The organism is Mesorhizobium sp. M0001 (genome assembly GCF_040324255.1).
In the GTDB taxonomy this organism is placed as follows: domain Bacteria; phylum Pseudomonadota; class Alphaproteobacteria; order Rhizobiales; family Rhizobiaceae; genus Mesorhizobium.
The window spans coordinates 446,235-470,751 of sequence record NZ_JAMYVS010000005.1 but is presented as its reverse complement, the minus strand read 5'-3'; the positions used below and the strand labels follow the sequence as shown (position 1 = coordinate 470,751).

The following is a 24,517-nucleotide window of genomic DNA, read 5'->3' as shown; positions in this document are numbered from 1 at the left end:
CAGCTATCATTGGCACACCACGTTCCCGATCACCACTTGTCGGCCGCGCGCCGCCTCGAAGGGAAACTCTGCCCGGCATGAACCGCCGTCAGCGCGCTCGACCTGCACTGAATTCTGCTTGCCGAGGCCCTTGATATAGGCCTGCCCGTCATAGCCGACGACGAAGTCTTCGGTGCCGCCATCGACGCGTCCCGACAGTCCGGCTTCGAGCGGCGTTCCGCTCGAGTCGACCAGCGTCACCAGCGCGGCCTGCGCCGCCTCGGACACGCCGAACTTCAGCACGACGCCGTTGCGGTCGGCTGGGACGACGGTCTCCTTGGTAGCCGGGACATCCGCGTCGACTGGTAGATTCTTCGGGTCGATGGAGACCGTGTTCAGCTCATAGGAGTTGAGCCCGGTGACCAGGATGCGGCCTTTGCTGTCGGTCCTGCCTACCGGCCGGTTCTGATGCAAGACCTCGACATCAGGCGTGCCGACATCGACGACGGCAAAGGCATCGTCGATGCGGTTGGTGGCGAACACCCCGCCGCCTGCGACCGCAATGGCGCCGTCCATCTGGCCGGTCACGCGAAAGTCCTTGTCGAATTGCTGGGCGCCGGCCTCAAAACGCGCAAACGACGCGCGGTAGCTCACCGCTGCCGAACGGTTGGGAACCTCGCCTTCGGAGGTGCGCAGCCGCCAGCCGATGCTGCCGTCCTCGGCCCGCTCCGATTTGGCGAGGTCGGCAGTGACATTGAGGCCCTCAGGGCCTTGCTCGACGCCTGTCGACGCCGAGATCTCGTCGTTGAACGGGATCGAAATCCCGGCGAACACGCCATAGCTGCTGTCGTCGTCGAGATCGGCGAAGGCGGTGGCATAGAGCGTGCTGCGCTTGAAGATCGCCTGGCTGTAGGACAGGCCGACGATCTGGCTGTTTTCGCCCTCGGCGCTCTTCAAATGCGTATAGGACAGGTTGAGGCTGGAGAAATCGATCGGCATCGGCACGCTGAGCGTCACCTGGTCGACCGAGCGCGGCACGCCAGCGCTGAAACGGGTGAAGTCGTCGGGGTCGAGAACCGGCTCCGCCGTCACCGAGGCGATGTCTTCATAGCCGCCAAAGGCCCGCTGCATGTGGGCGTTGATCGCCCAGCCGTCATAGCCGAATTCGACACTGGCATCGACCAGCGAGCCGGTGCGCCGGTCATGATGGCTGCCGGCGACCGCCAGCGAAGCCGCGCCATATGCCCCGAGCGGGAAGGCAGCACCTATGCCGCCATTGATCAGATCGGCGCCGCCCTCGGCATGGGCTTCCAATGTCAGCCGGTCGGTCACGCCGTAACGCGCGCTGGCGACCCCCATGACGCGGCCGTCATAATCGTCGGAGGAGATGCCGAAATTGCGCCGCGCCATCCCTGCCTCGACGGAAAAGTCGAGCAGTCCCTGGCGCAGCAGCATGCTGGAGGCATAGAACGGCAAGGTGGCCGTGGTCTCGCGGCCGAGGCTGTCGCGCAGCACCACCTGCGCCTGTCCGGCGCCCGTGAACACCGGCAGATTGGTGACCTGGAACGGCCCGGGCTGGATGTCGCCGGAATAGGTGCGCACGTTCTGCGTGTAGACCTCGAGCGTCGACGGCACCGCCGCCGTGCCGCCGAAGGAGGGCAGGGGTAGCGTCACCAGGTCCGATCGCAGGTGGAAGTTGCGTTGCGCCTGGATGCCGCCGAGATAGATCGGACGCGTCCACGACAATCCACCGGAGATGAAGTCGCCGGCGCGGTAGGTCATCAGCCGGTCGGGGTCGGAATAGCTCCATGTCGTGTTGAGCCGCGTGAAGCCGCCCAGCCTGCCGTCGGAATAGCCGGCGATGAAGGATTGGCTGAGCGTTCCATAGGGGCTGAACGCGCGCGCATCGAAGCCGCCGGAAACGCCTTGGAACAGCTCGACGTCCTTGTCGAACAATGTGTTGGAGCTGGCAAACAGCGAATAGTTGAGAACCGCGCCCAAGCCCGATTGCGGCGCCGGCCGGTCCTGCAAGCGCAAGCCGAGATCCACCATGCGCGCCTCGCGGCTGTCATTGGCGGCGGTGACGTAGAGGCGCTGGGCTACCTCATCGATCCGAAACGAAACGTCGGCCAACTGGTCGAGCCTGACCAGGCCGCCGGCGTCGGCTATGTCCTCCGGCGGTTTCAGGCCGACCTCCTTCAGCTCTTGGGGCGCCGCCGCCAGCCCACCATCCGGCATCTCGATAAAATTGCCGACCAGCTTGGTCGAAACGTCGTTGATGAACACCTCGAGATAGAGGCTGCGGCCCGCTGGTAAAACGGAAGCCGGCTGTTCGAGGTTCGTCACGGCCGGAAATTCCTGCGAACGCACCGCCAAGCAAGGTGTGAAAGTCGCAACCGCGACGATGACAGCGACGCTACTTGCCCTTGACGGCAACGTTGGCATCGAAGGGTCCAAGATCGCTCTGTGCCTTCAAAAGCACGGAGCCCGCGGACAGTGATTTGCCGCTGCCGATCGGCCACTGCATGGTCGCGCCGCCCAGGACATAACCGACGAGCCCGTTTCGGTTGCCGAGCTTTTTGCCGTTCTGGGTCAGGGATAGGTTGGACAAGCGGAGACGACTTTCACCGGTATTGCTGGCTGTCAGCACAAGACTGCCGCCCTTGCGCGAAACACTCCAGGCGACTGCCGGCGCGGCCGCATCGGCGTCGCGGAAAAACACCGGCACGGAGTAGCGCAGCGCGAGCGCGACCGTACCGGCCTTCTTGCGCGACGGGTCGGGTAACTCGTCGACGATGACGCGGTAGCTTTCCTCGGCCCGCACCGGCGCCTTGCTGACGCGCACGACGCGAACCACGTATTGGGCATTGGGTCCGAGTTTGGTCGATGGCGGGCTGGCGACGACGTCGGTAGTCGGCGTCAGTGTCTCGATCCCGCCAGCCTGGCTCCAGGCGAAGACGCGTATCTGCACATTGATCGGCCGCTTGGGGTCATCGTTGCTGAGGTTGAGAACCGCCGAGGCGTCGGGCGAGATCAGCTCGAGACCTGTCGGCGCCACCCTGAGCGAAGCGGCTTGTGAGAGACCGGCGCACAGCAACAGAACAGCCGTGGCTCCGATGCGTGAAAGCATGGATCGCATGATCGTCCTCGTGTTGGTATCGATTGTCAGTACGTTATGGTGATCGCAACGGTGTCGGTGTAGAGGCCCGCCGCCGGTGTCGTCTGCGGTGGAACACGCCCGTAGACCGTCAGCGGCTGAATGGCGCCGTTGCCGGTTCCGCCGACCGTGTCGGTGGGGATCGTGGTGCCCCAAAGCTGCGTCCGGGTGCTTTCCCTGTAGATGGTGTAGTCGATCGTCGCCGACGCCGGCCCGGTCATCTTGCGAACAGCAACCGTTGCGCCCGCGCCCGCTCCGGCGCTCAGACCAACATTGTAGGACTTGCCGGTCGTGCATTGCACGTTGATGGTGCTGGTCTGGTCGACATTCGCATCAATGACACCGTGCGAGCCGAAATCGAGATCGCTCGCCGTCTGCACCTTGCATTCGTCGGTAATCGTGATGCGGACATTCATGCTGCCCGTCGCGGTCGCGGCGATCGCGGGCAGGATGGGAAGCAGCGACGCTCCCGCCAGCAGCGCATATTTCAGCAATCTCATGCGTGTTTCCTCCGTCGGGCAGACCGTTCCTCGCAACACAGTCTTGACCCGGATTTCACTCCTACAGCTCCTCCGTTGCATGCTTCGCAAGACATCAACGATACAGTAATGTCATAAGCGAACTGTGCAATGATTATTACAACTTAGATTCGGATTGCGACAGCGAATAACTTCGGTATGTATCGGATAATTTTGGTTAATATTTGGTTAACAGAGATGAAATGGACATTTTTCCGAAGTGAAAGTTTGTCTGTCGAAAATTTATTTTGCTTCTCGTGCCGAAAAGGCGAAATATCTGGCAAATCATCTTGATTTTGTAGAGTCTCACCTGTCGTCCTTTATTATCGATATTTCGCGGCGTGCACCGGCGCCAAGCAGCCATCGCCATAGCCGCGCCGGTAGCTGTTCGCGCCTGTCCAAGCCTTGCGGTCGTGCTGACAGGGCCGCATTCGCCAAAACCGTGTTCCGCCCGGCCCAAGCATGGCCGTCCCGGCTGAGATAAATCCACCGCCGTCGGATCGCGGCGAAACACATGCGAATCGTTCTTGCCACGCTGGCCCGGATTTCCTTCGGCGGCGCATCGGCCGGACGGGAGATGCGCCTGTTGTCCCTTGGAGCCATGATCCACGACCGGCAGCCGCGCGGACCGGCTGCCAGACGTCAGAAAAGGAAGAACGATGAAGAAGACCTATGAAAAGCCACAGCTCGAAAAGCGCCAGAAGCTGTCGCGTGTGACCGCTGTCGCCGGCCCATCAGTGGCCAGTGAGAGCTGACGCCGTCGACCGGCATCGAGCCACCAGCGGACAAGGAGAGCAGTCATGGATCAGCATGCGAACCCGTCACCCGGCTTCAGGCGCAATCCGGGCAAGGTGATCACCGTCGAGCCCTTCAACGGGCGTGTCGTCGTGTTTGCAAACGGCACCATCATCGCTTCCTCGGCAAAAGCCAAAATGGTGACCGAGCCGCCCCATCCCTTCTCCTTCTACATCCCGTTCGAGGACATCGACTTCCGCAAGCTCAGGAAGACGGAGCGGTCGACGCTGTGCCCCTACAAGGGCGACTCCAGCTACTGGAACGTGCTGCCGGCGGGCGAAACCGGTAACGACGATGTGGGCCTATGAGCAGCCCTTCGACGAGATGGCCGAGATTCGCGCCCACGGCGCCTTCTATCCCGACCGGGTCACCATCGACGCCACGCCGCGCTGAGCTGAGCGCGTCATGCCTGTCGCCCAAAAGTGCCCAGCGTTTTTGGAGCCGACGACAGGCATGAACAGAGGAATTTTCTCAGATCAGCCAAAGCTGTCCTCACCCGGGGGCGCAGCGGTTTTGCGGCAACGGCATGCCGAAACGAAGACAAAAGGTCATGGACGAAAAGCAGAGAGCAATTCTCGACGAAATCCCGCGCCTGCGCCGCTATGCGCGCTCGCTGCTGCGCGACCGCGATTCCGCCGACGATCTCGTCCAGGACTGCCTGGAGCGGGCGCTGCTGCGGCTGGACAACTGGCAGACGGGAGAGAGCCCGCGAAAATGGCTGTTCACGATCATGCATCATCTGTTCATCGACCAGATGCGCAAGGTGAACCGGCGAGGCGAGGCCTCGATGCTGCCGCTGGAGGCCGGCGAGGTGCAGGCCTCTCCCGCCGACCAGCTGGAGAACGTCGCCGCGCGCGAGATCATCGACGCGCTGCAGGCAATCAGCCCGGACCGCCGTGCCGCGTTGACCTTGGTCGCCATCGAGGGCTTCTCCTATGCCGAGGCCGCCGAGATGCTCGGCGTGCCGGCCGGCACGCTGATGTCGCGCATCGCGCGCGGCCGTGAGGAACTGCGCGGCCTGCTTGAGGACAATGCGCGCCGCCGCGCGATAAGGATCGTCGAGCCAGGCCCGGGCAGGGCGGTTCCAATCAGGGCGCCAATGGCATGACGAGCCCCAATCGCATGATGATGCCTTACGGCATGGTCCGGCACGTTGCAGGCCTTGTCCGCACTGTGGGCGCGGCGCACCCGGTAACGGTTTCTTCTCTGCTTGCGTGCATAGTGGCGGCGACGGAGTGAGCGAAACCAGGGCATGGCTGAAGAGAAAATACGCAACGGCGAATTCTGGGCGCTTGCGCTCGAACGCGCTCATCTCGGCGTATGGGACTGGGATATTTTGAGCGGCGACTGTTTCTATTCGCCGACCTGGTCGCACATGCTGGGTTATGAGGATGGCGAGCTTGCCAACAGCGACGACCTCTGGCTGAAGCTGACGCATCCCGACGACCGCCAGCGGGCGCTGGCCAGCGGCGAGCGGCACATTTCCGGCCTGACCGCCTCGATCGAGACCGAGCTGCGCCTCAAGCACAAGGACGGCCACTGGATCTGGGTGCTGGACCGCGGCGGCATTGTCGAGCGTGACGAGACGGGCAAGCCGGTCAGGCTGATGGGCGTGCAGACCGACATCAGCCGGCAGAAAGAGGCGGAAGCCGAACTCGAGCGGGTCAATGTGCGCTTTCGCCTGGCGCTGGCGGCCAGCGGCACCGGCATCTGGCATCACGACATCGACGCCAACAAGAGCTATTGGGACGCCCGCACCAGGGAGATATTCGGCCTGGTCGCCGACACCGACGAGGTGGCTGCCGACCTTTGGCATTCCTATCTGCATCCCGACGACAAGGATGCCGCAGAGCGCGCCCATCTGGCGCCACTTTCGACCGACGGCGTCGTCGCCGCGCAATACCGCATCGTCAGGCGCGACGGCGAAATCCGCCATGTCGAATCGCTGGTGCGCTTCATCGCGGCGCCCGAGACGGCGGGCCAGATTCTCGGCACCGTGCGCGACATCACCGAGGACAAGAAACGCGAGCGGGAACTCGCCTACGCCGCTCACCACGATGCGCTGACCGGCCTGTTGAACCGTGCCGCCTTCGACCGGCTGCTGGCCGTGCATATCGCCACCGAGCGGGCTTTGCCGCTGGCGGTGTTTTACGTCGATCTCGACTACTTCAAGGCGCTCAACGACTTTGCCGGCCACGCCGCCGGCGACCTGGCGCTGAAGGGCGTGGCCGCCGGTATTCTGGGCTGCCTGCCGGCATCGGCACGTGCCGCGCGCCTCGGCGGCGACGAGTTCGCGCTGCTGGTGCCCAATTGCCAATCGGCCAAGGCCGAGGCGCTGGCCGGCGCCATCCTTGCGGCGGTCCGTGACGCCGACCTCGGACTGCCGGCGACCTCGCGAAAGCTCGCGGCCAGCATCGGCATCGCCTTCGTCGAGGACACCACCACCACGGTTGCCGATGCGTTGGCCTGCGCCGACGACGCCTGCTATGCGGCCAAGGCGGCCGGGCGCAATCGCTTCGCGGTGTTTTCGGCCGATGCGGCGTCGGGCTCCGGCGGCCTCAACGCGGCGCGTGTCGCCGCCGACACTGTCGACGCCATGGATGACGGGCGGCTGAAACTGTTCGGCCAGGAAATCCATCTGCTCGGCCAGCCCTGGCAGGAGAGCCGCCATGTCGAGGTGCTGGCGCGGCTTGCCGGGCGCAATGGCAAGCTGATCCCGCCCAACGAATTCATTCCGGTCGCCGAGCGCTTCGGCATTGCCTCGCGGCTGGACCGCTGGATCATCAGGACAGCGCTTTCGCAGCATGGCGCGGCGATGCGGTCAGGCGCCATCATGCTCGGCTTCAATCTGTCGGCGCAGACGCTGAGCGATCCGCTGCTGTGGGATTTCGTCGACGCCGTCATCGCCGAGACCGGGGCGCCGCATTCCGGCATCGGTTTCGAGATCACCGAGACCGCGGCCGTCACCAATTTCGACGCCGCCGAGCAGTTCGTGCGCAAGGCGCGCGAGCGGCAATGCCGCGTCAGCCTCGACGATTTCGGCGCCGGCATGAGCTCGTTCGAATATTTGCGGCGCTTTCCGGTCGATCAGATCAAGATCGACGGCTCGTTCATCGAGAATATCGCGGAAAGCCGTTTCGACCGCGAGATCGTCTCGGCCATAGCGGGCATCGCCAAAAGTCTCGGCTGCGCGGTGGTGGCCGAAAAGATCGAGCAGCAGGAAGCGCTCGACATTCTGCGCGGCATGGGCGTGGCCTATGGCCAGGGTTTTCTGCTGCACCGGCCGGAGCCGCTCGAGGCGATCGTCGCGCGGGCCGGCGAACAGTCACCATCCAGCGGACAGTCACCGGAAAAGCGCTTCGGCTGACGGCTTCTCATCGCCCGAGCTGGCGCGACTTGTCCGGCTAACCGGCGTCGGCCTTCTCCTGCTTTCGCTGCGCCGCCTCCTTCTTGCGGCGCAACACCTCGTCGGTGCCGACAAGGTCCTTCGAGCCGCCGGAAATGGCGGTCGAGAGGACGGCGGGCGGATCGCTGGCCGGAAAACTGTCTTCGAGGCCTGATTGCAACTGCTCCTCGAGCGTCTGCGGGTTCTCGGAGCGGCCTTCGGCGCGGCGCTCGCCAACGGCTTCGACATCGCTCTTGGTGTCGGGGTGAGCGCGGGCTTCCGATATCGTCGACACCACCAGCTCGATGGCGAACTCTTTCATCGCCTCGGCTTGCGGCCCATCGACATCAGAGTCTTCGATCAGGCGGATGAGCGACTTTTCCAGGGCGCCCAGTTCCTTGACGCCCTGACACCGCGCCAGACGCTTGGTGAGCGAACCGATCAGCGCCGGGGCAAAGGTCGAATAGGCAAGCCTGCGTGTGTCGTCGACCTGCTCGGGATGAAGCTTTTGCAAGGACATAGATGCCTCCAGTCAATCAGCCGTGCAGCTTCTGCCGCTGGCCCCTCCTTAGGAAACAGAGGGGAGGGCAAGAGGTTCCATACAGTCCTCGACAGGGTCGACGAGTTCAACTCCACAGCGACGCCATGGTCAGCGACGCTTCGAATATCTGCTCCCTGTTCTCGTTCAGCATCTTGACGGTGATCCGCCGGTGGTCGCCCTCCGGTATCTCGTCGCGCGCCACATCGTGCAATATGCGCAGCGCTTCGGCTCCCGCACGCTCCCGGCTGGGAAAAAGCTGCCCCTCTTCATCAATCTGGGTCTCGGCGTTGTACAAGTCGAAGTAGAACCGTTCCATGTGTGCAAGGATCCCTGCGTGAGAACGCTAAGGCGCATCGCGGTTGAAGGACGCAGGCGACGCGCTTCAGGTCTGTGTTTTTATGCATGTCGTTGTCTCAAAATCGGGGCCATTTTTGAGCGACATGGATTAAATCCCAACCCGCACCCATGGTTCCATGCGACTGTGCCCTGAGCAGATTTCCTGCCAGGAGCCGTCGCCGTGCCGGCCGATTGCAACCGCACCCGATCTCCGGCGTTTGGCTAGGCCACGAATGTCCACGAAATCTCGAACTGGATCCTCGATGCTAGAACCGCTTTATCTCAACCTTGGCCAGCATGACGCTTTGTCCGAGCAGGAAAAGGGGCTGCTGGCCGCCGCCATGACCATCGAGATGGATTTTGCCACCGGTCAGGACATCGTTTCAGAGGGATCGAGGCCAGGCTACAGCACGCTCATCATCGAGGGTCTGGCGGCGCGCTACAAGGTGCTGGAGGATGGCGGCCGCCAGTTCACCTCGTTGCAGGTGCCAGGCGATTTTGTCGATTTGCACGCCTTCCTGCTCAAGACAATGGACCATGGCATTATAGCTTTGTCGCCATGCCGGGTGATCGCCGCCGACCACAGTCGGCTAAGGACGATCACCGAACAGGCGCCTCATCTCAGCCGCTTGCTTTGGCTGGACACGCTCGTCGATGGCGCCATCCATCGGGAATGGATCGTGGCCATGGGCCGGCGGTCCAAGACTTCGCATCTGGCGCATCTTGTGTGCGAGCTGTTCGTGCGGCTCCAGGTCGTCAAGCAGACCAACGGCATGAGTTTCCGGCTTCCCCTGTCGCAGGCGGAACTGGCCGATGTGCTTGGGCTTTCGGTCGTCCACATGAACCGGGTCATCGGCGCGCTGCGCAAGATCGGTGTGATCGGCTGGGCGAATTACATGGTGACCATTCTGGACTGGCAGCAACTGGTGGAAATCGCCGAGTTCGACCCGACTTATCTCAGCATGAACCGCGAGCCGAGATAGGCTATCCGGCGTTCGCCATGACATCGCCGGCAATCCGTCAGCCGGTCTTTCAACGATGCCCATCCAGCGACGCCAATTCGTCGAGCATGGCAAGGGCGGCACTTGGCTTGGCCGGCTTCAGCAAGCCCTGTTGGGCGGCGGCATTCTGGAAAGCGGCAAAGGCGATGTCCGGGCGGCAAATGCCGTTCAACGCGTCGTCCACCAGCCTGTCGGCCGCCTTGTAGGCCGCCGTCTGCTTGTTCTTCCATGTTCCGCCTAGCGCCCTCCTGGCGTCGGCGATCGACGACACCGTCATCGCGCTTCCGTCCACGAATCTGATCGTCAGGGGCAGAAAACGGCTCATGCGCTCACCATCCAAACCATTCGCGTCTCGCCCGGATCGATCTCATCACTTGCCTCCTTGAAAACGGGATCGCCATAAACGAGGAAATCACAAACTGGTTGCAGCCCGGCGAGCTACATGTTGCTTGCCGGCCAGATCGGCCGATGCGGACGATAAGGCGGCCGCGGCGCCGGCTTCAACGGGATGTCGGCGAGCGAGTTGCGGATCGGCCTGTACAGTATCGGCGAAGACGCGGCGCGGCGGTGCAGTACCGCGGCAGACAGTTTGGCAATCAGATTTCGAACGTCCATGGGACACCTCGAGCGCGTTGAGAGTCCCCCCATGGCGATCACCTACCACCTCACCCCCACCATCCGCATTTAACTTTGATATAGGCCGGACGAATACGCGCCGCGCGCAATGTCTGCCGCCGAGATTCTGCCGATCCTCGGCGGCGGCTATTGAGGGCGGCGCCAGGCTGGCGGTCACGCATCCCAGCAGCGGCGTCGCAGACGCTGCTGCAACCGGATGAATTTTCGTGCATTCTTGTGCATGGCCACAATGCTTCGAACCGACACGCCGGCAAAATGCTGCTCCTATTGCGGTTCGCGAGAGCATGACTACGAGGATTGTCCGAAGCGCAAAGCAGAGGCGGAGCGGCAGTGGGAAGGCCAGGCAAAGCCCGGCGCCGAATCCGAGGCGACGGCCGAAGTCTAGCTTGGCTCGAACAGCTCGATCACGTTGCCGGACGGGTCTTCACAAAGAATCTGTCGCCCGCCCGGACCTTCGACGATCTGGTTGCGGAACCCCACGCCGGCCTCGCCCATCTCAGTCACGATTGCCGGCAATTGCTCGACCTCGAGCACGAAGCGGTTCCATCCGCCCGGCTCGGGTGTCCGGCCGTCCGGCATCGGCCTGGCTGCCGACGCCAAGGGACCGGCGAGCCAGAGCGAGAGGTCGCCGCGCGTCAGGATGGCCATCGCCGGACCGAATTGCTGCTTCAGCGCGAAGCCCAGATGGCTCGTATAAAACGCGATGGACAGATCGACATCGCGGACCAGATATCGGACGGACACCATTCGCAGGCTCCCTCACAAACGCCCCTCCCGAGAGATAGCTGGCGGGACAAGTCGGGGCAAGCCCGCGCGCACGCTTCGGGCGCCTACGGTGCGATTGCGTGGTCGGCCTGTCTGTCTCTCACGAAGGCCGTCAGCAGCTCCATTCCCGCCGGCCAGTCGCCCAGCCCGCTATTGCTGTTGATGTGACCAAGCGGCCCGGCGATGTGCAGTTCGCTGCCCCATTGTGTGGCTTTCTCACCGGCATAGCCGTTCGGATCATAGGGATCGTCGGTGCTGGCCACGATCAGCGAGGGGAAGCGAAGCGGCCCGCGCGGCGTATCGGCGAAGGGAATTCCGTAAGCGGGATAGACCGGCGAGGCCGGGTCGGGAACCGCAACCAGAAACGCCCCGCCGATCCGACGGCTCGACACCGCCTGCCAATGCGCGACCAGCAGGCAGCTGAGACTGTGGGCGACGAGCACCGGCGGGGTCTTTGCCTGTGACACCGCGACGTCCAGCGCCGCCACCCAGTCGTCGAAATCCGGCAGCTCCCAGCTTGCCGGGCTGAAGCGGCGCATCGCCGGGTTGGCCTGCTGCCAGCGTGTCTGCCAGTGGGCCTCGCCCGATCCGCCGCTGCCCGGCAGAATGATGAAGTCGGTCATGGAAATCCTGTTTCTTCGCCGCAGATGATGCCCTAATCCTAGGGCTTCTCCTTGTTCGCGGAATGAGAGATCATCGGAAAGCGACGAAGAATTCCGATGGATTGAAGGTGTTCATGGCAAACGGCGATTACCGGCCACGGCTCGACCCGACCGACATGGCGATCATCGAGATCATGCAGGAGGACGGCCGCATCGGCATTTCCGAACTCGGCCGCCGCGTCGGCCTGTCCCAGCCCGCGACGTCGGAGCGGGTGAAGCGGCTGGAGGAGCGCGGCATCATCGCCGGCTACCGGGCCGCGATCGATCCCACCGCCCTTGGTCTCGGCACCATGGCCATGATCCGCCTGCGCACCACGCATGAGCACATCCAGACCTGCCTGAAGAAATTCGCGGCCATGCCGGAAGTGGTTGAGGTGCTGCGGGTGACCGGCGAGGATTGTTTTCTGGTCAAGGTGGTCGTCCCGTCGCCGCCCGACCTCGAAAGCATCGTCGACGCCATCGGCCGCTACGGCGCGGTGACGACCAATGTGGTGCTTCGGGCCGAGCCGCCGAAGCGGCTGGGGCGGGAACTGATGGCGAAGCTCTGAGCGGCCACGCGCGGCAAGAGGATTGCAAGCGCCTCCTTTTGCGAGGTCCGGCTTTGCCGCGAAAGAATTTCGCGGGCTGGTGTAGGATCGGCGGCGTGGCGCCCGTCCTTGGGGCGAAACCCGTTGCAACCCTTGGAGGACATCATGGAAGCCGTTCAATCGCCATGGCAGACCGCGGCCATTCTCATCGCCCGCCTGACCCTGGCCGCCCTGTTCGCGATGGGCGCCGGCCTCAAGTTCATGGATATGGGCTTGACCGCCGGCTACATCGCCGCCGCCGGCTTTCCGTTCCCGCTGTTTCTGGCCTGGTGCGCCGCGATCCTCGAAACGCTGCTGGTGATCGCCTTGCTGACCGGAGCATTCTTCACGCCGGCTGCCCTGGTCGCCGCCGTCTATGTGGTCTTCCTCGGCTTTGCCTTCCACGGTCCGTCGCACTGGACCGGCAACCAGGCCGAGGTCGGCGCCTTCATATCCCATTTCCCGTTCGCCGCCGGCTTGTTGTTCGCCGCCGTGCATGGACCGGGCAGCGTGCTGGCCTCGAAACTCGGCCGAGGGTGAGGCCCCGCGTCGGCAGACCGCCTCACATCTGGTCGTTGTAGGGTTCCTTCATCTGGCCGACCATGCGGGCCAGTTTCGAGAAGGACGGCATGTCCGCCTCCGGCTGGCATTGATTGGCCAGTTCCAGCAGTCGGATCGGAAAGTTGACGGCGTCGCGGTTGGACTCCGACATGCCGTCGGACCGCTCCTCGCCGGTTTCGATGGCCTCGGCCTTGCGCAGCGCAATGTCGATATCCTCCACCGTGAGCAGGCCCTTGCGCACCAGCACCTGATTGATCGAGGCGACGGCCATCAGCAGGCCTTCGAGTTGCAGATTGGCGACGTTCATGGCTGTTGCTCCCATTTGGCTCACGCTCAACGCATGAGCCGCTGTTACGATCCGGACGGGGATACAAGCGATAGGCGTGCGTCGATGGCCTGCGCTACTCTTCTATCCAGCGGCGGCCATATTCGGCCCACAGCGCCTTGACCTCCCGGCTGCCGAGGCGCGGGGCGGCGCCGTCGCCATAGGCGATCGAAACGCCGCTGATGTCGTAATGGGGGTGGGCGTCGATGACGAAGCGGATCGCCTCGCCGAGCGGCCTTCTGCCGATGACCGGATCGGCCTGGCCTTGGCCGACGCTGCGAACGCCCGAAACAGTGGCTGGCGCTTGCCGCATCCTGAACACGGATGCCATGGCTGGTTTGTCCATCCCGCTCTCCCCCGAGTTGGAGTTCCATAAGAGCCAGCTAATGACCAGTCGGTCGATGCCTGTAGAAGGCTGCGTCTTGTGATCCGCCGCAAGTGCCGGCGATATGCTGCAGCCGGTTGAAGGACTGTTCAGGCCAGCGGATCCGCCGCCGGCGGCCTGGCGGGAAGGCCGAGCCTTGTCCGCTCGCCGTCGGCAAACTCCTCGGCCGCTTCCTGGGCCATGAACAGATGCTGGGTCACCGTGCCATTCTCGGCAACCAGCACCGCCCATTGGCGGCGGTCGACACGTTCCACGCGAACGTCATTGGGCTCTCCGGCCACCACGATCGTCCTCCAGCAGGCGTACGGCACGGAGGGGGCGTGCCTTTACGCCTTGGTCTTGCTCTTGGCCGGCGCCTTGGCGACCGGGGCCTCGGGTGTTCTGATGCCGAGCCCGAACTCCTTTGCCAACTCCGATCGTTTGGCGGCGTAGCTGGGCGCCGTCATCGGATAGTCGCCGGGCAGGTCCCATTTGGCGCGATAGGCTTCCGGCGTCATGCCATGGGCGGAGCCGAGATGACGCCGCAGCGACCTGAACTTCTTGCCATCCTCGAGGCAGTAAATGAAATTCGGCGTTACCGAGCGCTTGCGGTTGACCGCGGGCTCAGGCGCAGGTTGCGGCGGAGCAACGGGATTGTCCACGGCCGCGAGCGCTGCATTGACGCTCTCGATCAACGCCGGCAGGCTATCCGGAGGCACTGAATTGTTGCGCACGAATGCCGCGACGATGTCGGCGGTCAGATTTATATTTCGGATTTTGTCCTCAGACATGGCTTCTTTTGCCCCCTTGATGCCAAAGGGCAAATTATCAGACAACATCCGCCGACGGCATGGCACTTTAGAACATATGCATATGACTTGACGCCGGATGTGGTAGCGCTAGCATCGCCGAGTCTCCGATCGATGTCGATGTAGGAATTCTTTCCTGACATATCTTGACCGGTGAGGGCAGCTATGCTATGATTTGTTCATGGTGCTGATTTGCGCCAGCAACCCGCCGCCGAGGCGGGTTTTTGTTTCATGCCGGCTTGGAAACAATAACGGCCAGTGAGGCGAGTTTTCCCTCGCTCAGGCTGCTTATGTAGTTTTTTCGCCGATGCACGAACTCGGCGCCGAGCACGATCTCATTGGCCTGCTGCTGGGCGGGCGAGGGCACGATGCTGGAATTTGCCCGTTTCAACGCCAGCTCGACGTGATCGCCGGTTTCGTCGATGACGTCGTCGACCTGGAATCCGGCTGAAGCAAACAGAGCCTTCAGGGTTTCGCGGTCGACGAGATGGCTGGCCACAGCCGACACCGCCCAAGGCAAGGGATAGTGAGGCTCGCCGTCCGCCAGCACCGCCTCGGTCCAGACAAGCCTGGCCTTCGGCTTCAGTACGCGCCACGCTTGCCCGATGACCGCCGCCTTGTCGGCGATATTCATGCCGACATAGAAGCAGATTGCCGCGTCGAATGTGTCGTCTGCAAAAGGCAGCCTTGTCGCATCGGCCTCATGGAAACGCACTTTGTCGCCGAGGCCGCAGAGCTCGGTCAATCGGCGGGATGCCTCGACGAACGCCTGCGTCAGGTCGACGCCGTCGACGCTGCACCCATAGGTCTCGGCAAGGAACCGGGCCGGGCCGCCAATGCCGCTGCCGATGTCCAGAACCCGATCGCCGGCGGAGGGCGCAAGACGCGCGGCATGCTCCTGCGTGGCGATCAGCTCGCGGCCATGAAGCTGATCGAACGGATAGAGTTGTTTGGCTGCGAGGCTGCCGGCCCTGGCGTCCGGCACAGCCGACAGGATGCGCTCGACAATGCCGCCGCTGCCATAGTGACTGGTCACATCGCTCATTGTGCGCTCTCCGACGAGGCCCAGCATCCCATCGAAGCGGCCCTCGCGCAATGCGCGGCCGCGCCAAGACGCGGCTTTGACCGAAGTAGGAATTATTTCCTTTTTTGCATTGACGGGTGAGGGCAGCTTTGCTATGATTTGTCCATGGTGCTGATTTGCGCCACCGACCCGCCCACGAGGCGGGTTTTGTTTTCCTGATGCCCACAACGTGCGGATATCGGATGTCGGCGGGACAGCACCCCCCTCTGGCCTGCCGGACGTTCGTCGTTCGGAAAGCCAAGCAATTGGCTTTCCGTCCGCTGCGCGGACCACTCCTCAACCCCCACACGGGGGGAGATCGGACTGCCGCCTTGCTTTCGCCAATCGTCGGCGCTGCAAATTGGTCGCGACCCTGGAGCTGCCAATCTCCCCCCTTGAGGGGGAGATGTCCGGCAGGACAGAGGGGGGCGTGAAGGAACGCTATCCTCGGTTCATTCTGCCTTATCCGCGAGGCCTCCCTTGTCCAACCGCTATGCCACCATCATCACCGACGATGACGGCCGCGAGGTCGTCAGCGCCATTGGCGTGTTCGAGGGCGCTGCCCCGCAGGCGCGCATCGGCCGTATGGAGCCGGTCGTGCCGGGCGTGCTGATCGGCATGGTTCGCGGTGGTCCTGTCGATGCCATCGGCGGCTTCGGCTTTCCGCGCGGCGCGCACGACGCAAGGGCGATCGCCAGGGCAAGCCTGAAAGCCGCGTCTGCCGGAAAGCGCCACGCGCCGGCCGCTGATGGCGCCCGCAAGGCCGCCCCAACACGGTCAGGGCCAAAATCGGCACGGCGCAAGTCCGGCAAGATCAAGTCCGGCAAGATCAAGCGGGCAAGGCCGGCAAAGCAGGCGAAGCAGGCAGCGACCGCCGAGCCCGCCGGGATCTCGGATCATGGCTGACCGGACGGCGCCGCGTGCGCGCCCTGGCCGCAAGGCGACTGCCGCCGCTGCCAAGCCGAAGCGGACGAAGAAGACGCTTGGCGATGATTTCCTCGACGCGGTTCGCGCCGATTTCCGCGCCCATGGCGCCGGCGTGATTGCCGCGGTCCGGGCCGACAAGCCCGACCAGTATCTGAAGATCGTGCAATCGGTGCTGCCCAAGGATCTGGCCAAGGATTTGCATGTTTCATCTGACAATCTGGAAGCCCTGAGCGATGACGAGATCCGCCGCCGCATCCGTGGCTTCGAAGCCGTCCTCGGGCCGTTTGGCGACCAGCCTGAAGACGCGCCGCCACTATCTGGCGCTGCTGCAGGAGCTGGACCGCAGGCGCAGGACTAACCAGCTTGCCGCCTACCGGCCTTATCCCAGGCAGGCGCAGTTTCACGCCGCCGGCGCGCAGAACCGGGAACGGCTGTTCATGGCCGGCAACCAGCTGGGCAAGACCAGGGCCGGCGGCGCCGAATGGGCCATGCACCTCACCGGCCGCTATCCCGCGTGGTGGCAGGGCAAGACCTTCGACACCGCCGTCAGGCTATGGGCTGCCGGCGTGACCGGCGAGGGCACGCGCGACAACCCGCAGCGCGTGCTGGTCGGCCCGCCGCAGCAGCAGGCGGCATGGGGCACCGGCATGATCCCGGCCAACGCCATCCTGCACACGACCATGGGCCGCGGCGCCCCGGGCGCGCTCGACAGCATCGTGGTGCGCTGGGGCGGCGGCGGCGACGTGCAGGCCGATGAATCGGTGCTTTCGTTCAAGAGCTATGAGAAGGGCCGCGAAAAGTGGCAGGGCGAAACCCTGCACGGCGTCTGGTTCGACGAGGAGCCGCCGCTCGATATCTATTCCGAAGGCCTGACCCGCACCAACGCGACGGGCGGCATCACCATCGTGACGTTCACGCCGCTGCTGGGCATGAGCGACGTGGTGTTGCGGTTCTTGACGGCGCAGGAGGTTCTCCCTTCCCCCCTTGTGGGGTGAGCAGCTGGTTCGCGAAGCGAATCGTCGTGCCAGTGGCACGACGAAAGGCCGGCGAATGCCGGGACGCTGCGGAGCGGCGGGGACCCGGCAGGTTGGATCGGCCACCACCCGGCCCTTCGCAGGCTCAGGGCGTTCGAAGCTCGAAAAGCCAAGCAATTCGCTTTTCGTGCGCCACGCGGACCGCTTCTCACCCCACAAGGGGGGAAGGTAAGAGCCGCCACGCCCGGCGCAAATATCGTGCGCGGACAACATCATACGACATTACTTTGAATCAGTTCGGCAGGCTCTACGTCCTGTCACGTCGCTATCTTGACCCCGAGATCAGCGGTGCCTCAGGCGATTGCCGGCAATGATGATTGCCATACGGCGTGGCGCGATATCTGGTTGTGCTCGATGCAATCGGTTGCCAGTTTGCTGATTTCAGGATCGGCGGACGCCTGCGCCCATTCGACGAACGCGTCAACAACGACCAACCTCGCCCGGCTGGCCAGCCCCAAGCCGTAACGGCGCACTACCGGCTCTGAATGGTCGAGCATCGCACGGATCATGCCTGATGCATCACCTCGCCATTGCCCAGAGATATCGGCGATCGCCGAAAACGGCGTTTGCGGCCCGAGCAACGCGGCGTGCTGACGCGCAAGCTTTAACTGCCAGTCTTTTGCAAAGCGCACAAATTTGACGGCTCCCATGCGTACACCATCGTGATAATCATCAAGGGCAAACAACGCCTGCGCGAGATGCTGACCATCGTTCCGCGTACTGCATCGCAAGATAGACTCCACGGCATCGAAGCGCGTGCGCGGGTTGCTGTCCCCAAGCAGCGCGGCCAGCTCACCCACCATCGAACTTATGTTCTGGTTTTGAAAGGTGGCAATAAACGCACCCGCCGCTCGCGTCTCAGCATTGGCAGAGGTCAGCAGGAGACGAAGGCTTTCCAACGGCACCGTCTTGCCGAGCTCGCCGAGAAGGTCGTTGGCAAGCGCGCCATCGTCATCATGCGGGGACGACAGCAGCCGCTCCAGCATCTCCTGACCTGTCATGGCATTTGTCGATTTGCCGAGTGGCAGCAGGATCTTACCGCCTTCGCTGAAAAAAAGATGAGCAACCTCGCTGTCCTCGGCGGACAGGCGCATCGCCTCGAATAGATCTGTCATGGCAAAGAGTGGCTGTCCCACCCGCGTAGAGTACAGGCCGCGCAGAATGCACCAGCCCAGACGCATCGATGTCGCCGATGCACGGCAAGACCTACCGCATAAAGCGATAAAGGAAAAGATGAGAGCGAAGCTTTCCCGTTTCGGCGCGTTGCGGAATCGCGAACCGCGACTAGACTGGTGGCCAGGTTGTCGAGGAACCAAGTCCATGAACAGGCGGCAGGTATTGACAGGCGGTTTGTCGTCGCTTGTCGTGTCGCCGGCGGGTGGTGCTGAGGTGTCAAAGCCCCAGGTGCCCAAATGGCGACCCTCGTTTTCACAACCCATCGATCGCATCGAGGAACGGTTCGGCTATTACTTCGACAGAGGCCGTGACTTTGCCATCCTTGAAAACGGCACCTGCGTGCTGACGGAAGCCGGCCTGTCCGATGAGGCGGCAGCCATGGCCGCCATCCAGACGCTTGCCATGATTTACAACTATCACCCGGACATGAAGCCGTCCGACATGGATGATGGCAACGTGCTGGTCAGCTACAATCATCCAGCCTTCAATGTCGTGCTTTCCGACGTTGCGAATGCGCATTGGCAAGAGATCGAGGCCCGCCACCAGGATGGGCTGGCTACGGGCGAGGTGCTGATCACGCCGCTGGGGCAGAATGTGTTCGATGAGCTCGGCAAAAAGGCGCTGCTTGGCAGGTGCTACATGTTCATGGATGCGCAGGCGCCAAAGGTGATCCGCATCAAACCCAGTTGATAAGTCGAATCAGGGGTATTTGGTGCCGGCAAGTTGCCTGGCACGACCTTCGGCGGTTGGCGATTTGCGCGTTAATGGGCCGCACAATATTTTCTCTCGACCGGTATACTGATATATATAGAGCATACAGGATTGATTGGGAGTGTCGGGGACGCAGACCTCGCGTTTGAACCCTGTTCCTGGATCGGTACGGGTTCTGCAGATTTTTTTACTCGTATCGTAAGGAACATTCGCCTGGCTGGTGCATGCCGATGCACTGGCGGCAATGGCGACAACGATTGCAATCCGAATCATGTGTTCCCCCAAGTCTTGGGTCAGCTTCGCATTGACGAGCGGTGGTATCAATGGCCACACTCTATTGGAGCATGCTTGCATGACCCGTCACGTCACCTTCATGACCATAGACGACGTCGAACACTATTCGCCGGACGAGCGTGCCGCGATCATCGCCGCCTATCCCGAACATGAGCGCGAAGCGAGGGCCAAGGGCATTCCGGTGCTGGGCTCCGGCCGCATCTTTCCGATTGCCGAGGAGCTGATTGCCTGCGAGCCGTTCCGGCTGCCGCGCTACTGGCCGCGGATCGGCGCCCTCGATTTCGGCTGGGACCATCCGTCGGCCGCGGTCGAGCTGGCCTGGGATACGGAGGCCGATGTCGTCTATATCTCCAAGGCGGCGCGCGCCTCGCAGCAGACGCCGGCCATGCAGGTACTGGCCCTGAAGCCGTGGGGCGAGTGGCTGCCCTGGGCCTGGCCGCGCGACGGCCGCCGCGAGACGCTGGAAGGGGCGGGCACCGCACTTGCCAGACAATATTCCGCGCATGGGCTGAACATGCTGTCGGGCCACGCCCGCTTCGCCGACGGCTCGGTCTCGGTCGAGGCCGGGCTGATGGAGATGCTCGACCGCATGCAGTCCGGCCGCTTCAAGGTGTTCTCGTCGCTGCTGCCCTGGTTCGAGGAATTTCGGCTTTTTCACCGAAAGGACGGCAAGGTGGTGAAACTGCGCGACGATTTGATGGCTGCGACGCGATACGGCGTGATGATGCTGCGGGAAGCGGTCGTCGATCCGGCGGAGTTCAGGGCGGCGCGAAGGCCGGCGGGGCAGAGCGATCCGCTGGGGGCGTTTCGGTGAGGGGCAAGCGCCCTCGATCTTTCCAAGAGTCTTCGATCCGACAAAGCCCGCGAGGCGGGCGGGCGAACGCGTGTGGCCCGGCCCTGCTGTGGTCGCCAGCGCTGCGCGCCTTTGTTCAAAGCCAGGGAGCAGCCAACAATGGTACACATCATCCCACTCTCCGTTGGTCGGCGACGGCTCGATACGGGGAACGCAGTGCAGTATCCGCAAGGGTCGCCCATCGGCGGCGCCATGCAGGGTTTTGGCGACGAGCTTTCCGCACTGGCCGAGCACTACCGGAAGATGACAGAGCGACAGGAGGCCTTCGACGCCGAGATCGCGCGCCGCCAATTCAACGGCCGGATCGCGTTGGCCGAAGACGAGGTGGCGGCGAAGGCGCCGGCCGACGGCGCGGGCATGCACGAGGCCATGTACGGCCAGCTGGACCCGTATGACGGCCGAGCGGTGAAGCCCGGTCTGTTCGACAAGATGTTCGGCGAGGTCTTGCCGAGCATGCCCGAAAGCCAACGCGCCAACTTTGCCAAGCAGAAGGAGGCGATGCGCATGGCAGGCGCGGTGCGCATGGCGCAGCGGCAGCTCCAGCGGCGCAAGGATTATGAACAGAACCAATGGTCCGGGGTCCAGCGCGCCGAGCTTGACGCCATCGCTCAAAGCAATCCCAACGACACTGTGGCTTTTAACGCCGCTCGCCGGCGCGGCCTCGATGTTCTCGACAAGATGGGCCTCGACCCGCAGGGCAAGTTGCAGGCCGAAGCCGCGTGGCGGGATAGCACGGCAAGGACACGGATTGGGGCTACAGCATTGAAAGCGTAGTAAACAGCAAGGATCAATTCTCAGACGTTAATGGTCCGACCTCCAGGTCTAAGCATAATCGATCCGACATCGATCAAGTACCCATCGGCGACCCACGTTTTCCTAAAGCATCGAGGATAGTTGACGAATACCTAATGCAGCGTGCATCAGGCGAGCCGTCATCGGTTGATGATAATCTTAGCTATGGTAGTCCAGATTATGCAGGCGAATCTGGTCTTAAGTGGTTACTGAAATTAAAATGAAGCGTGGTCTTCATTTGCATGGTACGCCTCCCGATTTGCTGCGGTTCCTTCCGGGAAAATTTGGTATCAATTTACCAGAGGACTACTATTCAGCTTGGCCGTAAAATAGATCGATATCGGTGCCGCTCAGAAAGGGCCACCTCTTTATTAGGCGGTGTCCTTTATTGTGAAAACAATCATCATCCGTTCAGCTACGGCGCGCAGCCAACATCAACAAAATTTAGTAGTGGTTCGACGCCTTCATCGTCCCGAACGGTATAGAATGCATCTGGGTAAGTTTCAGCGGACCTCCAATTGAAGTTCTTGACTGTATCCGGACCTACCGCAAACATATAGGAAGGCATCGGACCACTGATAAATCCGTGGTCGCCCTCTTTCGTCACCAGCTCCGCCGCCGTGGCCGGCTGCAAAAGCTTCTTATCCGCCGTGAAGGCGGCTTTACCGGAACCTTGTCTGATGACGGTCACGACAATCCCCGACTCGAGTTCCTTGAAGAGCACGCCCTTTGGGCAGCTTTGCCACAGAGTGTCCGTCTTATCCACGTCGTCCGACTGAGCCGCGCCAAATGGCAACGCAAACACCGCCATCGCGGCGAGAATGAGCGATCGCAACGATACCTCCTATGGTTGTATTTCGAACGTTATAGCCCTGTTATGGTTGTGGCAAGCGCTGCGAAAGCATTGACGTCATCTTTCGACGCCTTTGATGGCAGGATTCCGAGGGTCTTCGCAACGCTGCCTCGCGCGGGATGGGATATCCATGGCCGTCCGCATCATTCCCGCCACGCTGCGCGATCTCTCCTACATCGCCGCGATTCTGCGTGCCGAGGACCGGGCCGAGATCGACTGCCAGCTTGACCATTGGTCGCCGGCCCTGCTGGCGGTCACCGCGCTGCAGGGCTTTGCCTATGTTGCCGAGCTAGACGGCAATCCGGAGGCCGGCTTCGGCGCTGCCGAACAGCGCGGCGGGCTGTGGATCGCCTGGAGCTGGGGCACGCGCCGCATGAAGCGCTGCGTGCCTGGCATCACCGGCCACTTCCACGCCGTGCTCGGGCCGCAGGTCGCGGCGCGGGGCGCCTGGCGGGTCGAGGCGCGGGCGCTCGCCGCCAACGAACTGGCTCTGCGCTGGCTCGGCCGGCTCGGCGCCACCCAACGCTGCCGGTTGCCTGGATATGGCCGCAATGGCGAAGACTTTTTCCTCTACGACTGGACAAGAGAAGGCTGGAACCATGTGTCTCTTTCAAAAGCCGCCGGCGCTGAAGCCGCTGCCACCGACCCCGACCATTGAAGACAAGGACGTGCAGGCGCGCGAGGCCGCCCTGCGGACTGAACTCGAACAGCGCCAGGGCACGGCGGCGACGGTGAAAACCGACCTCGCGCCCGGCGACCTCACCGGCCAGCGCCGCGTTCTGCTGGGGGTATGACCATGACCGCGATGAAACGCAGTTTCAGCAAGCGCGTGCTGGCGTGGTGGTACTGGCGACGGCATGCCAGGCTGGTGAAGCGGAGGTGACGCATCTTACCCTCCGCCTTGTGGGGAGGGTCGTAGGCTGAGCCGCACGGTACGTGCGGTTCAGCCTGCGGGGTGGGGTCTGCGCTGCACCCGTCTCCCTCGCTTTGTTTTGCAAAGCGAACTCGCCGACCCTCCCCACAAGGGAGAGGGTGTAGCAATTCGTCATCTCTCAGCGGCTTGACAATCGCTCCTCAGGCGCCATGCTGCAGTGCAACATGGCTAGCTACGAAACCAGCATCATCAAGTCTTCGCGCATCGAATGCCTGGACGGGCTTCGCGCGCTTGCGGCGATCTGGGTGCTGGTCGGGCACTGCATGCTTTTGACCGGCTGGCAAATTCCGATCGTCGGCGAGCCGGATCTCGGCGTCGACCTGTTCATCATGCTGTCCGGCTTCCTGATGGTGTTCCACTATCAGCTGCGCCAGGAAAAGGAGCCTTGGCAAAGACCGGAAACCTGGCTGAAATTCTGGACGCGCCGCTATTTCAGGATCGCGCCGCTGTTCTATGTCATGCTTTTCCTGGCGCTGGCGCTTGGCCCCTATCTCTACGATTGCAGGATCATCATCGACGATTTCCTCTCCAGATCGCACCAGGCGCCGGAACGCTACCTCGACGGCAGCCTGAAAAACATCGTTGCCCATCTCACCTTCCTGTTTGGGCTGGTGCCGAACCTCGCCTATCGCACGCCGCTGCCTGACTGGAGCCTGGGGCTGGAGATGCAGTTCTATGCCGTGTTCCCGGCCGTCATGCTGCTGGTGCGCAGGCTGGACTGGATGAGGAGCGCCCTTGTGGTCGCGGCGGCCGGCTGCGTCATCGTGTTTGCGATGCGGCTGTTGTCGATCCATTTTCCGATGCCGTCCTTTCTGCCGCTCAAGATACAGATATTCCTGTGCGGGATGCTGCTGGCCGGAGTCGTGCATCAGAGCCAGCCGCGATCTATCCTGTACTTGGCACTGGCGCTGCTGCTGGCGGCGCTGCCCTTTGGCGGCGACCAGGGGCTGGGCAAGCTTCTGGTGCGTGAAGCGCTGGTGGCGGGCTTCTTTGCGCTGGTTCTCTACCGCATGCTGCCTGGAAGGGCGGGAACGCTGGCGCGAGCGATCGCCGTGACGCTCAGCAACCGGTTCTTCCACCTGATGGGCGAGCTTTCCTTCAGCATCTACCTGATCCATCTGCTGGTGCTGCAGCCCGTCGCGGCGTTCGTCATCAGTGAGTTCGGCCACGAATTGTCGGCGCCGCTGCGCTTCGCCATCGTCGTTGCCGTTGTGCTGCCGACGGTGACGTTGCTGTCCTGGATCACCTACACTCTGATCGAGGTCCCCGGCCAGAAGGCGGGCCGCTTCGTCGTCCAGCGCTTTGGCCGGAAAACTGCGCCGGTGCTCGAGGGCATCAAGCGCAGCGCGTAGTCGGCTGAAGCTGCCGATCTCCCCCCGCGAGGGGGAGATGTCGCCGAAGGCGACAGAGGGGTCGGTGCGACCGGACGCGACCTTCCACCACCGACAGATGACGCTAGCGCTCTACGCGCGGCGACCCC

General features: G+C 63.0%; 33 protein-coding genes. 17 read left to right on the top strand and 16 right to left on the bottom strand.

Annotated features, from left to right (window positions below):
- Positions 1-6: 6 nt before the first annotated feature.
- The 3 genes from NKK50_RS17915 to NKK50_RS17905 are packed head-to-tail and all read right to left on the bottom strand — an operon-like array spanning position 7 to position 3,636.
- Positions 7-2,424: a fimbria/pilus outer membrane usher protein gene (locus NKK50_RS17915; protein WP_352543714.1), complete on the bottom strand. Its 2,418-nt coding sequence runs from the start codon at positions 2,422-2,424 to the stop codon at positions 7-9.
- On the bottom strand, positions 2,396-3,118 hold the full coding sequence (locus NKK50_RS17910) for a fimbrial biogenesis chaperone (RefSeq protein WP_023715167.1): 723 nt from the start codon (positions 3,116-3,118) through the stop codon (positions 2,396-2,398). Before NKK50_RS17910 ends, NKK50_RS17915 begins: the two co-directional genes overlap by 29 nt.
- A 26-nt stretch (positions 3,119-3,144) precedes the next feature.
- Positions 3,145-3,636 (bottom strand): Csu type fimbrial protein, encoded by a 492-nt coding sequence (locus tag NKK50_RS17905; RefSeq protein ID WP_023685937.1) that lies wholly within the window; start codon positions 3,634-3,636, stop codon positions 3,145-3,147.
- 818 nt (positions 3,637-4,454) lie between these two features.
- Here NKK50_RS17905 and NKK50_RS17900 point away from each other — a divergent pair.
- From NKK50_RS17900 to NKK50_RS17890, 4 genes are all read left to right on the top strand, one after another.
- Positions 4,455-4,757: a DUF427 domain-containing protein gene (locus NKK50_RS17900; RefSeq protein ID WP_352543713.1), complete on the top strand. Its 303-nt coding sequence runs from the start codon at positions 4,455-4,457 to the stop codon at positions 4,755-4,757.
- On the top strand, positions 4,744-4,842 hold the full coding sequence (locus tag NKK50_RS31365; protein ID WP_502896520.1) for a DUF427 domain-containing protein: 99 nt from the start codon (positions 4,744-4,746) through the stop codon (positions 4,840-4,842). The genes NKK50_RS17900 and NKK50_RS31365 overlap by 14 nt, the downstream gene beginning before the upstream one ends.
- Positions 4,843-4,999: 157 nt before the next feature.
- Positions 5,000-5,557 carry an RNA polymerase sigma factor gene (locus tag NKK50_RS17895; protein ID WP_023804962.1) on the top strand — a complete coding sequence of 186 codons (558 nt, stop codon included), beginning with the start codon at positions 5,000-5,002 and terminating at the stop codon, positions 5,555-5,557.
- A gap of 144 nt (positions 5,558-5,701) precedes the next feature.
- The gene (locus tag NKK50_RS17890; protein WP_352543712.1) at positions 5,702-7,816 is read left to right on the top strand and encodes an EAL domain-containing protein; all 2,115 of its coding nucleotides are present in this window, start codon (positions 5,702-5,704) and stop codon (positions 7,814-7,816) included.
- A 37-nt stretch (positions 7,817-7,853) separates the two neighbouring features.
- Here the strand turns inward: NKK50_RS17890 and NKK50_RS17885 are convergent, their stop codons facing one another.
- Positions 7,854-8,354, bottom strand: coding sequence for a hypothetical protein (locus tag NKK50_RS17885; RefSeq protein WP_023671434.1), 501 nt, complete (start codon positions 8,352-8,354; stop codon positions 7,854-7,856).
- Positions 8,355-8,460: 106 nt separating this feature from the next.
- The gene (locus NKK50_RS17880; RefSeq protein WP_023671435.1) at positions 8,461-8,691 is read right to left on the bottom strand and encodes a DUF6894 family protein; all 231 of its coding nucleotides are present in this window, start codon (positions 8,689-8,691) and stop codon (positions 8,461-8,463) included.
- Positions 8,692-8,974: 283 nt separating this feature from the next.
- Here NKK50_RS17880 and NKK50_RS17875 point away from each other — a divergent pair, with 283 nt between their 5' ends.
- Entirely contained in the window at positions 8,975-9,694 is a 720-nt protein-coding gene (locus tag NKK50_RS17875; protein ID WP_023671436.1) for a Crp/Fnr family transcriptional regulator, read from the top strand.
- Between the two features lie 49 nt (positions 9,695-9,743).
- Here NKK50_RS17875 and NKK50_RS17870 read toward each other — a convergent pair whose 3' ends face one another.
- Together NKK50_RS17870 and NKK50_RS17865 are read right to left on the bottom strand one after the other, a co-directional pair.
- Positions 9,744-10,037, bottom strand: a complete 294-nt coding sequence (locus tag NKK50_RS17870) for a DUF982 domain-containing protein (RefSeq protein ID WP_023685943.1) — start codon at positions 10,035-10,037, stop codon at positions 9,744-9,746.
- Positions 10,038-10,150: 113 nt separating this feature from the next.
- Complete coding sequence (locus NKK50_RS17865) at positions 10,151-10,327, bottom strand: hypothetical protein (RefSeq protein WP_023693747.1); 177 nt, start codon at positions 10,325-10,327, stop codon at positions 10,151-10,153.
- A gap of 241 nt (positions 10,328-10,568) precedes the next feature.
- On the opposite strand from NKK50_RS17865, the gene NKK50_RS17860 reads away from it, so the two are divergent.
- Positions 10,569-10,733, top strand: a complete 165-nt coding sequence (locus NKK50_RS17860; RefSeq protein WP_023685945.1) for a hypothetical protein — start codon at positions 10,569-10,571, stop codon at positions 10,731-10,733.
- Here NKK50_RS17860 and NKK50_RS17855 read toward each other — a convergent pair.
- Both NKK50_RS17855 and NKK50_RS17850 read right to left on the bottom strand, forming a co-directional pair.
- A complete protein-coding gene (locus NKK50_RS17855; RefSeq protein WP_023712566.1) occupies positions 10,730-11,095 on the bottom strand; it encodes a VOC family protein in 366 nt (121 codons plus the stop codon). The two genes, NKK50_RS17860 and NKK50_RS17855, sit on opposite strands and share 4 nt — an antisense overlap.
- An 83-nt stretch (positions 11,096-11,178) precedes the next feature.
- Positions 11,179-11,736, bottom strand: coding sequence for an RBBP9/YdeN family alpha/beta hydrolase (locus tag NKK50_RS17850; RefSeq protein WP_023693745.1), 558 nt, complete (start codon positions 11,734-11,736; stop codon positions 11,179-11,181).
- Between the two features lie 113 nt (positions 11,737-11,849).
- Between NKK50_RS17850 and NKK50_RS17845 the strand changes: the two genes are divergently transcribed.
- On the top strand, positions 11,850-12,323 hold the full coding sequence (locus tag NKK50_RS17845; protein WP_023693744.1) for an Lrp/AsnC family transcriptional regulator: 474 nt from the start codon (positions 11,850-11,852) through the stop codon (positions 12,321-12,323).
- A gap of 144 nt (positions 12,324-12,467) precedes the next feature.
- Entirely contained in the window at positions 12,468-12,881 is a 414-nt protein-coding gene (locus NKK50_RS17840; RefSeq protein ID WP_023804968.1) for a DoxX family protein, read from the top strand.
- Positions 12,882-12,903: 22 nt separating this feature from the next.
- Here NKK50_RS17840 and NKK50_RS17835 read toward each other — a convergent pair whose 3' ends face one another.
- The 5 genes from NKK50_RS17835 to NKK50_RS17815 form a co-directional block, all read right to left on the bottom strand.
- Positions 12,904-13,209 carry a hypothetical protein gene (locus tag NKK50_RS17835; protein ID WP_023671444.1) on the bottom strand — a complete coding sequence of 102 codons (306 nt, stop codon included), beginning with the start codon at positions 13,207-13,209 and terminating at the stop codon, positions 12,904-12,906.
- Positions 13,210-13,303: 94 nt separating this feature from the next.
- A complete protein-coding gene (locus tag NKK50_RS17830; protein WP_023689865.1) occupies positions 13,304-13,573 on the bottom strand; it encodes a hypothetical protein in 270 nt (89 codons plus the stop codon).
- Between the two features lie 128 nt (positions 13,574-13,701).
- On the bottom strand, positions 13,702-13,896 hold the full coding sequence (locus NKK50_RS17825) for a hypothetical protein (RefSeq protein ID WP_023689866.1): 195 nt from the start codon (positions 13,894-13,896) through the stop codon (positions 13,702-13,704).
- Positions 13,897-13,938: 42 nt separating this feature from the next.
- Positions 13,939-14,382 (bottom strand): Ros/MucR family transcriptional regulator, encoded by a 444-nt coding sequence (locus NKK50_RS17820; protein ID WP_023727104.1) that lies wholly within the window; start codon positions 14,380-14,382, stop codon positions 13,939-13,941.
- Between the two features lie 247 nt (positions 14,383-14,629).
- A complete protein-coding gene (locus NKK50_RS17815) occupies positions 14,630-15,445 on the bottom strand; it encodes a class I SAM-dependent methyltransferase (protein ID WP_352543711.1) in 816 nt (271 codons plus the stop codon).
- 498 nt (positions 15,446-15,943) lie between these two features.
- Between NKK50_RS17815 and NKK50_RS17810 the strand changes: the two genes are divergently transcribed.
- The 3 genes from NKK50_RS17810 to NKK50_RS17800 are packed head-to-tail and all read left to right on the top strand — an operon-like array spanning position 15,944 to position 17,385.
- Positions 15,944-16,369, top strand: coding sequence for a hypothetical protein (locus tag NKK50_RS17810; protein ID WP_352543710.1), 426 nt, complete (start codon positions 15,944-15,946; stop codon positions 16,367-16,369).
- Complete coding sequence (locus tag NKK50_RS17805) at positions 16,362-16,748, top strand: hypothetical protein (protein ID WP_023730426.1); 387 nt, start codon at positions 16,362-16,364, stop codon at positions 16,746-16,748. The genes NKK50_RS17810 and NKK50_RS17805 overlap by 8 nt, the downstream gene beginning before the upstream one ends.
- The gene (locus NKK50_RS17800; protein ID WP_352543720.1) at positions 16,648-17,385 is read left to right on the top strand and encodes a terminase large subunit domain-containing protein; all 738 of its coding nucleotides are present in this window, start codon (positions 16,648-16,650) and stop codon (positions 17,383-17,385) included. The genes NKK50_RS17805 and NKK50_RS17800 overlap by 101 nt, the downstream gene beginning before the upstream one ends.
- A gap of 332 nt (positions 17,386-17,717) precedes the next feature.
- Here the strand turns inward: NKK50_RS17800 and NKK50_RS17795 are convergent, their stop codons facing one another.
- Complete coding sequence (locus tag NKK50_RS17795) at positions 17,718-18,605, bottom strand: HEAT repeat domain-containing protein (protein ID WP_352543709.1); 888 nt, start codon at positions 18,603-18,605, stop codon at positions 17,718-17,720.
- On the opposite strand from NKK50_RS17795, the gene NKK50_RS17790 reads away from it, so the two are divergent.
- The 3 genes from NKK50_RS17790 (at position 18,586) to NKK50_RS17780 (ending at position 21,232) form a co-directional block, all read left to right on the top strand.
- Entirely contained in the window at positions 18,586-19,290 is a 705-nt protein-coding gene (locus NKK50_RS17790) for a hypothetical protein (protein WP_155923799.1), read from the top strand. The genes NKK50_RS17795 and NKK50_RS17790 overlap by 20 nt on opposite strands.
- A 373-nt stretch (positions 19,291-19,663) precedes the next feature.
- Complete coding sequence (locus NKK50_RS17785; protein ID WP_352543708.1) at positions 19,664-20,419, top strand: phage terminase large subunit family protein; 756 nt, start codon at positions 19,664-19,666, stop codon at positions 20,417-20,419.
- 138 nt (positions 20,420-20,557) lie between these two features.
- Complete coding sequence (locus tag NKK50_RS17780) at positions 20,558-21,232, top strand: hypothetical protein (RefSeq protein ID WP_352447931.1); 675 nt, start codon at positions 20,558-20,560, stop codon at positions 21,230-21,232.
- A 433-nt stretch (positions 21,233-21,665) separates the two neighbouring features.
- Here NKK50_RS17780 and NKK50_RS17775 read toward each other — a convergent pair whose 3' ends face one another.
- Positions 21,666-22,085: a hypothetical protein gene (locus NKK50_RS17775; protein ID WP_156929835.1), complete on the bottom strand. Its 420-nt coding sequence runs from the start codon at positions 22,083-22,085 to the stop codon at positions 21,666-21,668.
- 148 nt (positions 22,086-22,233) lie between these two features.
- Here NKK50_RS17775 and NKK50_RS17770 point away from each other — a divergent pair, with 148 nt between their 5' ends.
- The 3 genes from NKK50_RS17770 (at position 22,234) to NKK50_RS17760 (ending at position 24,389) form a co-directional block, all read left to right on the top strand.
- Complete coding sequence (locus tag NKK50_RS17770) at positions 22,234-22,761, top strand: hypothetical protein (RefSeq protein WP_352543707.1); 528 nt, start codon at positions 22,234-22,236, stop codon at positions 22,759-22,761.
- On the top strand, positions 22,703-22,897 hold the full coding sequence (locus NKK50_RS17765) for a hypothetical protein (RefSeq protein ID WP_156033718.1): 195 nt from the start codon (positions 22,703-22,705) through the stop codon (positions 22,895-22,897). The genes NKK50_RS17770 and NKK50_RS17765 overlap by 59 nt, the downstream gene beginning before the upstream one ends.
- A 304-nt stretch (positions 22,898-23,201) precedes the next feature.
- Positions 23,202-24,389, top strand: coding sequence for an acyltransferase family protein (locus NKK50_RS17760; protein WP_352499178.1), 1,188 nt, complete (start codon positions 23,202-23,204; stop codon positions 24,387-24,389).
- Positions 24,390-24,517 lie beyond the last annotated feature (128 nt).